Here is a 13722-nt window from a genome sequence, read left to right as displayed (position 1 = left end):
CTGGCGGATCGAATGTGACTCGCGTGCCGGCGGCGATGAAGGTCGAGCGGGGCGAGCCGGCAGGAACCAGGAGAGTCGCGCCGGTGGCGAAGAGCGTTCCGGGAGGGCCGGGCCGGCGGACCGGGAGTGGGTCGCGCCGGCGGGCTCCGGTTGCTCAGCGAGCGCCTCGGGCGACGGCTCGCTCGATCAGGGTCGCGAAGGTGTCGCCGAGCGAGCGGCCGGCAGCCTCGATGGCCATGGGCAGCAGCGAGGTCTCGGTCAGCCCGGGCGACACGTTCACCTGAAGGAAGTTGACCGTGCCGTCCGGGGCGACGATCGCGGTGGTGCGCGAGACGTCCCGCAGCCCGAGGAGCCGGTGCGCGGCGACGGCCAGCTCGCCGACCTCGACGGCCACCGCCGGCGCGAGCCGAGCGGGCGTGTGGAACTCCGTGAGGCCGGCGGTGTATCGGGCGGTGTAGTCGTACGTGCCGGTGGTCGGGCTGATCTCCACCGCCGGCAGTGCCTCCGGCCCGGCCGGACCCTCCAGCACGCCGACGGCCACCTCGACGCCGTCGACGAACTGCTCGGCCAGCACGGTGTCGCCGTACGCCAGGCAGCCGACCATCGCGGCCGGCAGCTCGGCGGCGTCCCGGACCACCTGAGTGCCCAGCGCGGAACCGCCCTGGTCGGGCTTGAGGATCAGCGGCAGCCCTATCCGGTCCACCAGCGCGTCGAGCACGGCCTGCGCGCCCAGCTCCCGGAACGTGCTGTGGGGAAGCACGACCCAGTCCGGCGTGGTCAGCCCGACACGGGCCAGCTCGGCCTTGGCGGTCGGCTTGTCCCAGGACCGCCGGCACGACCGCGAGTCGGTGCCGACGTAGGGCACGCCGAACATCTCCAGGATCGACTGGATGGAGCCGTTCTCGCCCTCACCGCCGTGCAGCGCGACGACCACCGCGTCCGGCTTGTTGGTGCGCAGCCGCTCCAGCAGGCCGGCGTCGGCGTCCCACTCCTCCACGGTCAACCCCACCGACCGCAGCGCGGCCGACAACCGGCGACCCGAGCGCAGCGACACGTCCCGCTCGTGCGACAACCCACCCGACAGCACGGCGACCCAGCGATCCGACATGGCAGTCACCGTAGATGACGGTCAGGCGGTGTCCGGAGTCGGCGTCTGCGCGCCGGACAGCCGGCGGTGCGACACCGTGCCGAAGGTGTGCAGCAGCTCCAGCTCGCCCTCCAGCACGGCGGCCAGCCGGCGCACGCCCTCCCGGATCCGCTCCGGCGTCGGGTAGCAGTACGACAGGCGCATCTGGCGGCTGCCGAAGCTGTCCGCGTAGAACGCGGTGCCCGGCACGTAGGCCACGCGCTGCGTGACGGCCCGCGGCAGCATCGCCTTGGTGTCCAGACCCTCCGGCACCGTCAACCACACGTAGAAGCCGCCCTGGGGCTTGGTCCATGTGCAGCCGGCGGGCAGCTGCTGCTCCATCGCGGCCAGCGTGGCGTCCCGGCGCTCCCGGTACGCCTCCCGGTAGGTCTTGATCTGGCCCTTCCAGTCGTGCTGCGACAGGTAGCGGCTCACCACGGCCTGGGTGAACGCCGGCGGGCAGAGCGTCGCCGACTCGGCGGCCAGCACCAGCTTCTCCCGCACCGCATGCGGCGCCAGCACCCAGCCGACCCGCAGGCCGGGGGCGAAGGTCTTGGAGAACGACCCGAGGTACACAACGTTGGTCGGCTCCACCGACCGCAGCGCCGGGTAGGTCTGGCCGTCGAAGCCGAGCAGCCCGTACGGGTTGTCCTCGACCACCAGCACGTCGTGCTGGGCGCAGATCTCCAGGATCTCCGAGCGGCGCTGCACCGACAGCGTCACGCCGGCCGGGTTCTGGAAGTTGGGGATGGTGTAGAGGAACTTCACCCGGCGGCCCTGGGCGCGCACCGCGGCCAGGGCCTGGCGCAGCGCCTCGGGCACCAGTCCGGCGTCGTCCATCTCGACGTGCACCACCTGCGCCTGGTAGGCGGAGAAGGTGCCCAGCGCGCCCACGTAGGACGGGGCCTCGGCCAACACGACGTCACCCGGGTCGCAGAACACCCGGGTGACCATGTCCAGCCCCATCTGGGAGCCGACGGTGACCACCACGTCGTCGGGGTGCGCGGTGATCCCCTCCAGGGCCATCACCTCGCAGATCTGCTCGCGCAGCTCGACGGTGCCCTGCGCGGAGCCGTACTGGAGCGCGGTCAGGCCCTCGGTCGCCACCAGCTGGCCGACGTCGGCGGCGAGCGAGTCCAGCGGAAGTGCGGAAAGATAGGGCATGCCGCCGGCCAGGGAGACAACCTCGGGGCGGCTCGCCACCGCGAAGAGCGCTCGGATCTCAGATGCCGTCATGCCCGCCGTCCGCGCCGCGTAGCGGCCGAGGTGCGGGTCGAGGCTACGTCCGGCCTGGTGCGCCGGCTGAGATCCGGTGTCGCTCACGCCTGCCTCCCTCAACATGTGAGGCGTGGTAGATCAGACGAGTGTAACGGGCGTCCCGATCGGGGCTGAGTCCTTCCGGCGCTCGTCACACCGGCCTATGCTGGTTCGCGTTCCCGTGGGGTCACGCGGGGTTCAGGTCTGCGCGTGGGAGGTCGGGTGTCGCGGCGCGTTGTGGGCGTCACTCTGGACAACCTGGAGCACCTCCCTAAGCGGTGCCGTAAGTGCGTGTTCTGGGAGCTGGCTCCGCACCTGAAGGAGCAGGCCGAGGAGTACGGGCAGACCGACTTCGAGAAGGAGGCCTGGGTCTCCAGCGTGCTGCTGGAGTGGGGCTCCTGCGGTCGCATCATCTACGTGGACAACGTGCCCGCCGGCTACGCGCTGTACGCGCCGCCGAGCGCCGTGCCCCGTGCCGTTGCCTTCCCCACCGCCCCGGTGTCGGCCGACGCCGTGCTGCTGACCGCGCTGCGGGTGCTGCCCGAGTTCGAACGGGGCGGCCTGGGCCGGGTGCTGGTACAGGCGGTGGCCAAGGACCTCACCCGCCGCGGCGTGAAGGCGATCGAGGCGTTCAGCGACGCGTCCATCGACGACGAGTCCAGCTGCGTGATCCCGGCGAACTTCCTGCTCTCCGTCGGCTTCAAGACGGTCCGTCCGCACCCGCGCTGGCCCCGGCTGCGCCTGGAGCTGCGCACCGCCCTGTCGTGGAAGGAAGACGTCGAGGCGGCGCTGGAGCGGCTGCTCGGCACCGTCACCATCACCGGCGTCGGCAGCGCCGAACCCAGCCTGCGCCCGGCGTGAAAAACGCCCCTGACCAGCAGGGGAAGCACTGGGCAGGGGCGATTTGTCGATCTCTCGCCTACTCGGCCTTGGCCAGCTCGTGCCGGATCAGGTCGGCGAACGTGAAGGTGCCGGTCGGCTGGTCGTTCTCACCCAGCAGGTAGAGCCGCTTCACCGCGACCAGGATGCCCTCGGCCACGGTGTCCCGGAACGTCGGATCGGCCAGCTTGCCCCGGTCCGCGGCGTTGGTCAGGTAGCCGACCTCGATCCGCACCGCCGGGCAGCGGGTGCCGACCAGGATGTCCCAGGTGCGGCCGTGCGTGCGGCAGTCCGGCAGTCCGGTGCGGGCCACCAGCTCGCGCTGGATGAAGCCGGCCAGCGTCTCGCCCACCGTCGAGGTGGTGGTGCCGTTGCCGGTGCCGTAGTGGAACGTCGCCACGCCGCTGGCCTGCGGCGACGCGTTCGCGTCGACGTGCAGCGACAGGATCAGGTCCGCGCCCGCCTCGTTGGCGAACCGGGCCCGCTCCCGCTCCGGCGGGCACTGGTCGGGGCCGCGGGACAGCAGCGCCTCCATGCCGGTGGCCTGCATGCGGCCCTCCAGCCGGCGGGCCAGGTCCCAGACCACGTCGGCCTCGCTGTGCGTGCCGACGACCACGCCGCGGTCCCGGCCGCCGTGGCCCGGGTCGATCACGATGCGCTTGCCGCGCAGCCGCGGACCGGCCTGGCGGACCTGCTCCTGCTCGCGGAGCAGCACCGGCCGGCCGCCGCGGACCTTCGGCGTCAGCTGGCGCAGCGCGCGGACCGTCTCCGCGCCGCAGATGCCGTCGACGGTCAGGCCGTACTCCCGCTGGAAGCTGCGCAGCGCCAGCTCGGTCTGCTGGTCGAACACGCCGGTGTGGCGGCCCGCGTCGAAGCCCAGCTCCAGCAGCCGCTCCTGGAGGGTGGCCACGTCGTCGCCCGTCAGCGGGTGCGAGACCAGGTACGTCAGCGGGCGGTCGCCGAGCTGGTACGTGGCGGCACGCAGGGCTGCGTAGGTGGCCGGGCCGACCAGGCCGTCGGTGATCAGGCCTCGCTGCTGCTGGAAGGCACGCACCGCGTGCTCCACCTCGGCGTCGAAGACGACCTCGCCATCCCGTGCGGTCGCCGACAGCAGCCCCAGCGCGATGAGAGTCGACCTGATCTCGGCAACTGCCGGACCGACGTCACCGCGACGGAGAACCTGCATACACCCTCGCTCGTCTAGGGCGCCGGATACCTCCGGCGCGGTGTGTGACGCCCTATTGTGCCCTGCCCGTGACAATGCTCAGAACAGGGCTACGCAGAGCGTTCGGCCCACTACGGAGCTGGTCCGAACGGCCCAGAAGCGCAGCGACCCGTGCGTCGAAGGGTAAGACGCACGGGTCACTCGAACGGGTTGCCTCGCGGCGTGTCACAACACCGCGGAAAGCTCCTTGAGCATCGCGGCCTTCGGCTTGGCGCCGACGATCTGCTTGGCCGGCAGGCCGTTCTGGAAGAGGATCATGGTCGGCACCGACATGATCTGGTACTCCCGGGCGATCGCCGGGTTGGCGTCGATGTCCAGCTTGGCAATGGTCAGCTTGTCCGCGTGCTCGGCGGCGATCTCCTCCAGCACCGGCGCGACCATCTTGCACGGACCGCACCAGGTCGCCCAGAAGTCCACCAGCACGGGCTTCTCGCTCTTGAGGACGTCCTGGTCGAAGGACTTGTCCGTGACGGTCACGGTGTTGCCGGCCATGTTCTCTCCTACGTGGGTGAAGGGACGAAGCTCAGTTGACGGGGACGGCGGTCGCCTCGGGTTCGGCGTCGTCGGCGGCCCGGTCGGCCAGCCAGCGTTCAGCGTCGATGGCCGCGGCGCAACCGGAGCCGGCCGCGGTGATCGCCTGCCGATAGGTGTGGTCCACCAGGTCGCCGGCCGCGAACACGCCGTCGAGCTTGGTGTAGGTGGACGGCGCGAGCACCCGCACGTAGCCGTCCTCGTCCAGGTCGACCTGGTCGGCGACCAGCGCGCTGCGCGGGTCGTGGCCGATGGCCATGAACAGGCCGGTGACCGCCAGCTCCGACTCCTCGCCGGTGCGCGTGTCGCGGATCTTGGCGCCGGCCACCGTGGTGTCGCCGAGCACCTCGACGACCTCGGCGTTCAGCAGCCACTTGATCTTGTCGTTGGCCCGGGCCCGCTCCAGCATGATCCGGGAGGCACGGAACTCCTCGCGCCGGTGGATGATCGTGACGCTGCGGGCGAAGCGGGTGAGGAAGGTGGCCTCCTCCATCGCCGAGTCGCCGCCGCCGACCACCGCGATGTCCTGGTCGCGGAAGAAGAAGCCGTCACAGGTCGCACAGGCCGACACGCCGCGGCCCAGCAGCTTCTGCTCGCCCGGCACGTCGAGGTAGCGGGCCGCCGCGCCCATCGCGAGGATCACCGCGCGGGCGGCGTGGCGGACGCCGTTCGCGGTGACGTACTTGATGTCGCCGGTCAGCTCGACCTGCTCCACGTCCTCGGTGCGCAGCTCGGCGCCGAACCGCTCGGCCTGCGCCCGCATCTGCTCCATCAGCTCGGGGCCCATGATGCCGTCGCGGAACCCGGGGTAGTTCTCCACCTCGGTGGTGGTCATCAGGGCGCCGCCGAACTGGGTTCCCTCGAACACCAGCGGCTGCAACTGCGCCCTGGCCGCGTACACCGCCGCGGTGTAGCCCGCGGGGCCGGACCCGACGATGATCAGGTTCCGGACTTCTGATTCCGCCGCCACTGACACGACCTCCGTATCGCGTTCGCCAGACGTACCGTTGAACGCGATGGTAGGTGTCCGGCATTCCGCACCGGAGAGTGACGGCCGGCACCGGGCCGGCCGTCACCGCTGTCGATCAGTGACCGATGGTGCTGTTGGCGACGGTGGCCGGATTCCCGGCGGCGCACTCGGCGCCGACGACCAGCAGCTGGTAGCGCACGGGCTTGCCGGTGGACAGCAGGAACATCTCGACGGGCCGCCCCTCGAGGGTGGCCGGCCGGCCGAAGATCGGCTTCGTGCCGGCGGGCTGGCCGTTGGCGGTCAGGCAGGCGTCGAGCTTGCCGGCGTCGGCGAACGGGCCGTAGTCGTGGAACCCGACCGCCTTGATGCCGGCCGCCGGCAGGTCGCCGTCGCGCAGCGTCAGCGGGCCGTTGTTCTGCGGGTCGGTCTGGACGCTGGACGAGGTGGTCGGCAGCGGGACCGCCTGCGGGATGCCGGCGGTGTTGTTGCCGGGCAGCACCACGAACACCACGCCGGCGACGGCGGCAGCGGCCGTGATCAGGCCGCCGGCGATGCCGAGCCGGCGGTTGCGACGGCGACGGGCCTCGGCGAGGTCGACGACCGGCGCAGGGTGCTGGGCATAGGCCGGGGGCGCGGCGGCGGGCCGCAACGGCACCGGTGCGGACGGCATGGCGGCTGCGCCGGTGGCCTGCGGCGGCACAGGGGCTGCGGCGGCCTGGAACGGAGTCACCGGCGACACGGCACCGGCGCGAGCGGCAGCCTCCACTGCCAGGGCGGCGTCGATACGAGCCGCAACGTCGTCGGGCATCCGCATCGGCGGCAGGGCGGCGAGCTCCGCCTGCGTCGTGTCGAGGGCGGACAGCACCGCGTGCGCGTCGGCGTCCAGGGCGGTCCGGTCGCCGCCGTCCGCGTGCAGGTCGGCGAGCAGGTCAACGGACCACGGCTGCCCGCCGTGGGGCGAATCCCCGTTCATCGGCCCTCCCTGAGGCGTTGCGGATGCGAACCCGGTGCACTACCTGGGACGTTCGCATCTGCACTTGGGTTCCGCAGGTGCCCGAGAAGTTTCGCCAGCTTCGTACGACCGCGGGCGCAGCGGCTCTTCACGGTGCCCTCGGCGATGCCCAGCATCTTGGCGGTCTCCGCCACCGAGTATCCCTCGACGTCGACCAGCACGATCGGCACGCGCTGCTCGGCGGGCAGCTCGTGCAGCGCGTCCTGGACGACCATCCGGGTCTGGAGCTCGGCCACGGCGTCGCGGGGCACGGACGGCTCCTGCCCGCCGGCCTCCGGCAGCGGCACGGTCGGCCGGGCCTGACGTCGCCGGATCCGGTCCAGGCAGGCGTTCACCACGATGCGGTGCAGCCAGGTGGTCACCTGCGATTCGGCCCGGAACGAGCCGGCCGCCCGGAACGCGGAGATGAAGGCCTCTTGGAGCGCGTCAGCCGCCTCGTCGGGATCGCGAAGGGTGCGAACGGCCACCGCCCACATCCGGTCCCGATGTCGCCTGACCAGCTCCCCGAACGCGTGCGGATCGCCGGCGGCATGAGCCGCTATCAGGTCGGCGTCCGAGCTGGCGGCTGCGGTCACCCGCTGAGGATATCGGTACTGCTTCCGGGCCTCTTGACGCGGCCGATCGGGTGATCAACGACCGCCGATGAACTTGATCTCGGCGATCTGCGACGCCCACAGCTTGCCGCTGGGGCTCATGCTGGTGATCCACACCACGATGCGCTGGCCCGGCGCGGTCATCTTGACCGGGATGGTGGTGTCGCCGGCGGCCAGCGTGGCGCTGCCGACGACCAGCGTCTGCTGGAGCTGCGGCTGGTCGCTGGCGGCGGTGCGGATCTCCACCTTGGTGCCGGCGCTCGGCGAGGTGATCACGACCTGGGCCAGCTTCACCGGCTGGGCGAAGGTCGCCATCAGGCCGATGCCGGGCTTGAGCGCCGGGAAGTTGGACAGGTACTTGTCGGTCCGCCACGAGGTGTTCGGGTCGCCGTCGATGGCCAGCCCGCCCTTGTTGGGGCTGTCCGGGTCGCTGGCCACGTTGAACACGCTGATGCTGGCCGGCGCGACCGGTCCGGTCGTCGGCGTCGGCGCGTTGTTGATGGACTGCTTGGTCTCGGTGGTCGGCACCACCTGGCTGATCACCAGCGGCGGGCCGCTGTCGCCCTTGGTGTTGTTCTCGTTGAAGAAGCCGACCACCTGCATGGCGATCCAGCCCAGCACCAACAGCGTGGCCACGGCCAGCGCGGTGACGCCGATGGCCAGCTTGCGGGTGCGGGTCTTGTCCTTGACCGGGCGCTGCGTCGTCCAGACGACGTTGTCCTCGGGCTCCTGCTCGGTGACCACCGGGATCAGCCCGGTCTCGGCCTCCGCCTCGGCGATCTCGTCGAGCACCTGGAGGATCGCGGCGCCGGTGCGGATGCCGCCGACGCTGGTGTCCTCCAGGCTGCGCACGGCCACCGCGGACAGCGCGTGCGGGACCATCGGGTGCAGGCTGCGGGGGGCGACCACGCTGCCGTTGGGGCCGATCGGCGCGACCGGCAGCCCCTGCGGCCCGCCGGGCAGCGCCCAGCGGCCGGTCAGCAGCAGGTACAGGATCGCGCCGAGCCCCTTGACGTCGTCACGGGAGGAGGCCTCCGCGCGCGGGCCCGGGAAGGCCAGCCGCAGCTGCCCCTCGGGCGTCACACGGATGCGCTGGGGGTGCTCGGTGCCCAGCACCAGGCCGGCGTGGTGCGCGCCCTCGACGGCGGCGGCCAGCGGCTCCAGGAGGCGGGACGCGGTGGCGGCCGGCAGCGGGCCGTCGGCGATCAGGTCGATCAGGTCGGTGCCGTTGGTCCACTCGGCGACGACGATGCCGAGGACGTGCTCCCGCGGCGCGATGCCGTTGCCGGGGCTGAGCACGTCGAGGATGCGGGACACGCCGGGGTGCGCGTAGCTGGCGCCGTGCATGGCGCGTTCCAGCGTGCGTCGAACCCTTGCGGCCGCGTGCGCGTCACCCTGGTTACCGAGCAACACCGTCAGGGCCACGTCGCGGCCGAGCTGACCGTCGCGGGCCCGCCACATCTGGGCGTTGCAGCGCCCGTCGGTGCCGGAGTAGCTGAGCAGCCGGTACCGTCCGTCGCCGACCATGCCCCCCGGTTGGAGGGCAGGGCTGGGCGGCCCGGCAGTGCCTCTGCCGGGCGGGGCCATCTCGGTCGGCCAGGTGCTCACCGCGTGCTCTCCCGTCCCGCTCGGGGTCGAGGGTACGTGAAACAGGTCGGTCGGGCTGTGGGTGAACCCTCAGGTCCGCCGCACGAATCGGGTGATTCGGCTCAGCGCCGGCTGGAGCTCGTGCACTCTGAGCAACGTCATCATGCCGAACGCGCAGGCCAGGCCGAGCAGGCCGCCACCGAGCAGGGTCACCCAGGCTCCGCCCGCCCGGTGGATACCCCCGGGAATGTAGTGGGTAACCAGCAGGACCACGGCCAGCGCGGCGGCCGCGCCCCACACGGAGCTGACGCCGGTCTTGACGTAGGTCCGCACCACGCGGCGGCTGCCGAGCTTGCCGAACCGGCGGCGCAGCCAGATCTCCCCCATCAGCATGCCCACCGCGTAGGTGAGGCCGTTCACGCAGGCGATGCCGTAGACCACGTCCTGCGCGGGCAGCACCAGCGGGCAGGCGAAGGTCAGCGGGACCTGGAAGATCACCATGAACAGGCGCAGCACGGTCGGCGTGCGCGAGTCGTTGAACGCGTAGAACACCCTCAGCTGCAACAGCGTGACGGCGTAGGGCAGCAGCAGGAAGGCCGACGCCGTCACGCCTAAGCCCAGCTCGAACGCGCCCGCGGCCTCCGAGGACTTGAGCGAGAACAGCGCGACGCCCATGGCCGGGCCGAGGACCGTCATCAGGGCGCTGATCGGCACCAGCATCACGGCGGTCAGCCGGCTGCCTTGGGACAGGTAGTCCAGCACGCCGGGCACGTCGCCCTCGGCGGCCGCCTGGCTCATCTTCGGCATGATCGCGGTGAGCAGCGACACCCCCAGCACGCCGTAGGGCACCTGGAGCAGGTTCCAGGACTGGAGGTAGATCGACAGGCCGCCGCCGGCCGCGCCGGTGGCCACGCGGGTGGTCGCCCACACCGTCACCTGGCTGACCAGAACGTAGCCGAAGGCCCACCCCATCAGGCCGCCGAACTGGCCGATCCGCTTGTCCCAGCCCCACCGCCAGCGCAGCTTGAAGCCGCTGCGCAGCAGCGCCGGCACCAGCACCACAGCCTGCGCGGCCACGCCCAGCGTGCTGCCGATGCCCAGCACCAGGAACTTGGCGTCGGTGAAGTGGAACGGGTTCAGGTCCCGGTCGCCGGGCACGATCACGTACGCCGCCAGCGTGCCGAACATGATCACGTTGTTGGCCACCGGCGCCCAGGCCGGCGCCTTGAAGATGTTCTGCGCGTTGAGGATGGCGCTGAACAGGGCGCTGATTCCGTAGAACAGGATCTCCGGCAGCACCAGGTAGCCGAAGGCGGTGACCACCTCGGGCCGGGACTGGCCGGTCGAGCTGTCGACGAACACGCTGGTCAGCAGCGGCGCGCAGGCCACCGCGAGCACGGTGACCGCGAGCAGCATGACGGTGCCCATGGTGACCAGGCGCTGGGTGTAGGCGACGCCCCTGTCCTCGTCGTCGTGCCGGGCCTTGATCAGCACCGGGATCATCACGCTGGTCAGCACGTTGCCGACGAACAGCTCGTAGATCATGTTCGGGAAGTTGTTGGCCGCGTTGTAGGCGTCCTGGGTCGCGGTGATGCCCAGTAGCACGGTCAGCGCCAGCCGCCAGCCGAAGCCGGTCACCCGGCTGATCAGCGTGGCGATGGCCATCGAGCCGCTCGCCTTGGCCAGCGATGGACTTTCTTCGCCCTGCAGGTCAGCGGCTCTGATGATGATCGTCGCCGGCTCGCTCACCTGTCGTTCGACCTCTCGTCGCCGGGCACGCCGGCGGTCAGCTTCTCCGGGACCGGCGTGTGCATCGGCTCGGTGACCTCGGCGTCGGTCTCGGCCGGCGGCTCGGTGCGCCGCTTGCGGGCGGCGGCGATCCGGCGGTAGATCCGCCGCCCGGACAGCGCGAACAGCACGAACGCGGCCAGCCCGGTGATGATCAGGTTGACCGTGCCGAACGCGGTGGAGGTCAGGTCGATCCGGGCCGGACTGCCCAGCTCCGTGGCGCCGGAGGTGGTGGCCAGCGACACCACCACGGTGAAGCGGCCGCTGCGCGCCACGTTGGCGTTGATCTGGAGGTCGCGGGGCAGGCCGGCGGGGATCCACTGGTACGACGGCGCGGCGGTGATGCCGTTCAGCGGCTGGAGCTTCACGCCGACCTTCACCCGCACCTGCAGGCGGTTGTAGACGGTCACGAGCAGCGGGCTGTCCTGGGACGCCAGCGTGATCGGGCTCTTCGGCTCCATGATGCCGACCTGGCTCTGGAGGTCGCGGAGCATCGCGTCCGGCGCAGCCAGCGCCAGGGCCGCGGCGGCGTCGTTGCCGCGCCAGGCGCCGGAGCCGGCGCGCAGCAGCGCGTCGAAGGTGGGAGCCATCACCTGGTCGGGGGTGACCGTGGAGGCCGGCTCCTGGTCCATCGAGTTGTACAGGTCCCAGGCGTGCGTGTTGGCCTGGGCGACGTTGCCCGCGGCGGTCGGCGACAGCTCGGTGGCCTGTTCGCCGTAGCCGGGGGCGACCTTCGAGGTCGGCGTGGGGCCGGACGCCAGCGCGGCCAGCGCGGTCGGCGCGAGGTACAGCTGGTCGGCGAGCGTCTGGACGCCGTTGAGCAGGGTTGCGGCGTCCGCCGGCGAGGCCGTCCACACGTGCGGCGGGGCGATCACGATCGGCAGCGACGAGCCGGCGTGCAGCTGGAGCGCGCTCAGGGCGGCCGTCGGGCCGGCGGCCAGCGCGGACGTGACCAGGTCGTCGACCCGGATCACGCGCGGGCCCTTGTCGCCGAGCTGCACCGGGTCGGTGCCGGGCACGGTGGCGGCCGACAGCAGCACGCTGCTCACCTTGGCCCCGGACAACAGGCTGGTGTCCAGAGTCTTCTTCGAGTTGTCGGTGAACGCGGCCAGCGTCTTCGGGTCCAGCTGACCGTCGATCGGCCAGGTCATGCCGCTCAACGGGGCGACGCCGAGCGCGGTCTTCAGCTCGTTGTTGACCAGTGCGTACTGCACGAGCGAGGTGGCGCCGGCGCGGGCCAGCGCGTTCAGGTCAGCGTCGGCGCCGGGCAGCGCGAACACGCAGCGGCCGGGCACGTCCCCCTTGAGCCGGTCCAGCCACGCGTGCGCGTAGGACTGCCCCTTGCCGGCCACCAGGCCGGCCGGGGTCTGCACGCGGTAGCCGGCGGACATCGACTGGAGGGTGGCGACCAGGTCGGGGTCGATGGCCAGGCAGATCGCCTGGGTCAGCCCGGGCGGGGCCTGCTCGTACGCGGCGAGCAGGTTGGTCAGCCGACCGGTGGGGGCCAGCGAATCGGCCAGGTCGTCGTCGGCGAGCACGGCGTTGCCGGCGGTGTCGGCGGTGACCAGGTGCGGTCGGTCGGCCAGCGGCCACAGCACGGTGGTCTTGGCCGGCGTCTGTGGCTTCTGCTGCTCGCCGCCGCCGGGCACCGACAGCACGGGCAGCAGGGTGGTGGCCTCGCCGATCTTGGCCGTGCCGCCGAAGTCGGGCACGCCGTTGACGTTGACCATCAGCGGGTACACGCCGGGCTGGTCGACCTCGAGGCTGTTGTTGCTGACCGCGTGCAGCGTGACGGCGATGGTGAAGTTCACCTGCTGGCCGGGGGCCAGCGAGGGCGCGGCCGGCTGGAACTCGCTGAACTTCACGCCGGTCTGCGGCTTGGACAGCGCAGTGCGCAGGCCGTTCTCGTCCAGCCGGTCGCCGCGCTCCAGGCGGATCTGGGCGTTGGACACCCGCCGGTCGCCGACGTTGGCCAGCGTGCCGGTGACCTGGACGGTGTCCGGCTGGGTCGAGGTGACCGGCTCCGGTGTGACCTGGGTGATGCTGATCTTGATGCGGTTCTGCTGGTCGGACTCCTGTGCGGTGGCGCTCGACGGGGTGACGGTCAGCGCGGCGACGCCCGCCGCCGCCACGACGGCCAGCAGCTTTTTGCCCGTGCTCCATGGTGAGCTCGCAAGCTCGCTCACGCCGACCCCGTCCCGGAACGCCCGCTGGCGGCCGACCCGTCGGAGAGCAGGTCGAGCGCCAACCGCACCAGGCGGCGCTCGTCGGCGTAGGCAAGCAGATCGTCCAGCTCGCCCAGCGGCACCCATGCCACCTCGGTGACCTCCACGTCCTCGTCTGAGAGTTCTCCGCCCACCGCTTCGAGCAGGAAGTGGTGGACCGTCTTGTGCACCCGCCGGTCCTCGGCCACGAACCAGTAGTCGATCGTGCCGAGCGTCCGCAGCACCTTGCTGTCGATGCCGGTCTCCTCGCTGACCTCCCGGATGGCGGTCTGCTCGGAGGTCTCCCCGGCCTCGATGTGTCCCTTCGGCAGCGACCACAGCAGCCGGCCGCGCCGGTCGAGCCGGCCAATGATCGCAGCGTGGCCGTGTGTCTCGTCCAGCACCAGCCCGCCGGCCGAGGTCTCGTCGACGGTCCGCAGCCGCCGACCCCGGCGCCGGTTGCGGCGCCCCGGCTTGGTTCCGCCGGAACGACCGGTCGACGGGGACATGCACGCGATGGTAGTGGTGAGCCGCGTGTGCTGGCCGTTGC

General features: G+C 71.7%; 12 protein-coding genes. 1 reads left to right on the top strand and 11 read right to left on the bottom strand.

Going from position 1 to position 13722, the window contains the following annotated elements; genetic code table 11:
- Positions 1 to 154 precede the first annotated feature (154 nt).
- Positions 155 to 1108: a D-alanine--D-alanine ligase family protein gene (locus BCF44_RS12610; protein ID WP_116174435.1), complete on the bottom strand. Its 954-nt coding sequence runs from the start codon at positions 1106 to 1108 to the stop codon at positions 155 to 157.
- 21 nt (positions 1109 to 1129) lie between these two features.
- The gene (locus tag BCF44_RS12605; protein WP_116174434.1) at positions 1130 to 2467 is read right to left on the bottom strand and encodes an aminotransferase-like domain-containing protein; all 1338 of its coding nucleotides are present in this window, start codon (positions 2465 to 2467) and stop codon (positions 1130 to 1132) included.
- 138 nt (positions 2468 to 2605) lie between these two features.
- Between BCF44_RS12605 and BCF44_RS12600 the strand changes: the two genes are divergently transcribed.
- Positions 2606 to 3244: a GNAT family N-acetyltransferase gene (locus BCF44_RS12600; RefSeq protein ID WP_116174433.1), complete on the top strand. Its 639-nt coding sequence runs from the start codon at positions 2606 to 2608 to the stop codon at positions 3242 to 3244.
- Between the two features lie 58 nt (positions 3245 to 3302).
- On the opposite strand, the gene BCF44_RS12595 is transcribed toward BCF44_RS12600, so the two are convergent.
- The 9 genes from BCF44_RS12595 to BCF44_RS12555 form a co-directional block, all read right to left on the bottom strand.
- A complete protein-coding gene (locus BCF44_RS12595) occupies positions 3303 to 4448 on the bottom strand; it encodes an N-acetylmuramoyl-L-alanine amidase (protein WP_116174432.1) in 1146 nt (381 codons plus the stop codon).
- A gap of 204 nt (positions 4449 to 4652) precedes the next feature.
- Complete coding sequence (gene trxA / locus BCF44_RS12590; RefSeq protein WP_116174431.1) at positions 4653 to 4979, bottom strand: thioredoxin; 327 nt, start codon at positions 4977 to 4979, stop codon at positions 4653 to 4655.
- A 31-nt stretch (positions 4980 to 5010) separates the two neighbouring features.
- Positions 5011 to 5988, bottom strand: a complete 978-nt coding sequence (gene trxB / locus BCF44_RS12585; RefSeq protein ID WP_116174430.1) for a thioredoxin-disulfide reductase — start codon at positions 5986 to 5988, stop codon at positions 5011 to 5013.
- A gap of 115 nt (positions 5989 to 6103) precedes the next feature.
- The gene (locus BCF44_RS12580; protein ID WP_116174429.1) at positions 6104 to 6961 is read right to left on the bottom strand and encodes a hypothetical protein; all 858 of its coding nucleotides are present in this window, start codon (positions 6959 to 6961) and stop codon (positions 6104 to 6106) included.
- Complete coding sequence (gene sigM, locus BCF44_RS12575) at positions 6958 to 7575, bottom strand: RNA polymerase sigma factor SigM (RefSeq protein ID WP_116174428.1); 618 nt, start codon at positions 7573 to 7575, stop codon at positions 6958 to 6960. The genes BCF44_RS12580 and sigM overlap by 4 nt, the downstream gene beginning before the upstream one ends.
- 54 nt (positions 7576 to 7629) lie before the next feature.
- Positions 7630 to 9120: a protein kinase family protein gene (locus BCF44_RS12570; RefSeq protein ID WP_246014988.1), complete on the bottom strand. Its 1491-nt coding sequence runs from the start codon at positions 9118 to 9120 to the stop codon at positions 7630 to 7632.
- Positions 9121 to 9270: 150 nt separating this feature from the next.
- Positions 9271 to 10929: a murein biosynthesis integral membrane protein MurJ gene (gene murJ / locus BCF44_RS12565; RefSeq protein WP_246014987.1), complete on the bottom strand. Its 1659-nt coding sequence runs from the start codon at positions 10927 to 10929 to the stop codon at positions 9271 to 9273.
- Positions 10926 to 13154: a DUF6049 family protein gene (locus BCF44_RS12560; protein WP_147328475.1), complete on the bottom strand. Its 2229-nt coding sequence runs from the start codon at positions 13152 to 13154 to the stop codon at positions 10926 to 10928. The genes murJ and BCF44_RS12560 overlap by 4 nt, the downstream gene beginning before the upstream one ends.
- Positions 13151 to 13681, bottom strand: coding sequence for an NUDIX hydrolase (locus BCF44_RS12555; protein WP_116174426.1), 531 nt, complete (start codon positions 13679 to 13681; stop codon positions 13151 to 13153). The genes BCF44_RS12560 and BCF44_RS12555 overlap by 4 nt, the downstream gene beginning before the upstream one ends.
- Positions 13682 to 13722 lie beyond the last annotated feature (41 nt).

This window comes from Kutzneria buriramensis, assembly GCF_003387475.1.
Classification (GTDB): Bacteria; Actinomycetota; Actinomycetes; order Mycobacteriales; family Pseudonocardiaceae; genus Kutzneria; species Kutzneria buriramensis.
Note: the sequence above shows the minus strand (reverse complement) of the source record. Positions and strands in the feature narration are given on the sequence as shown.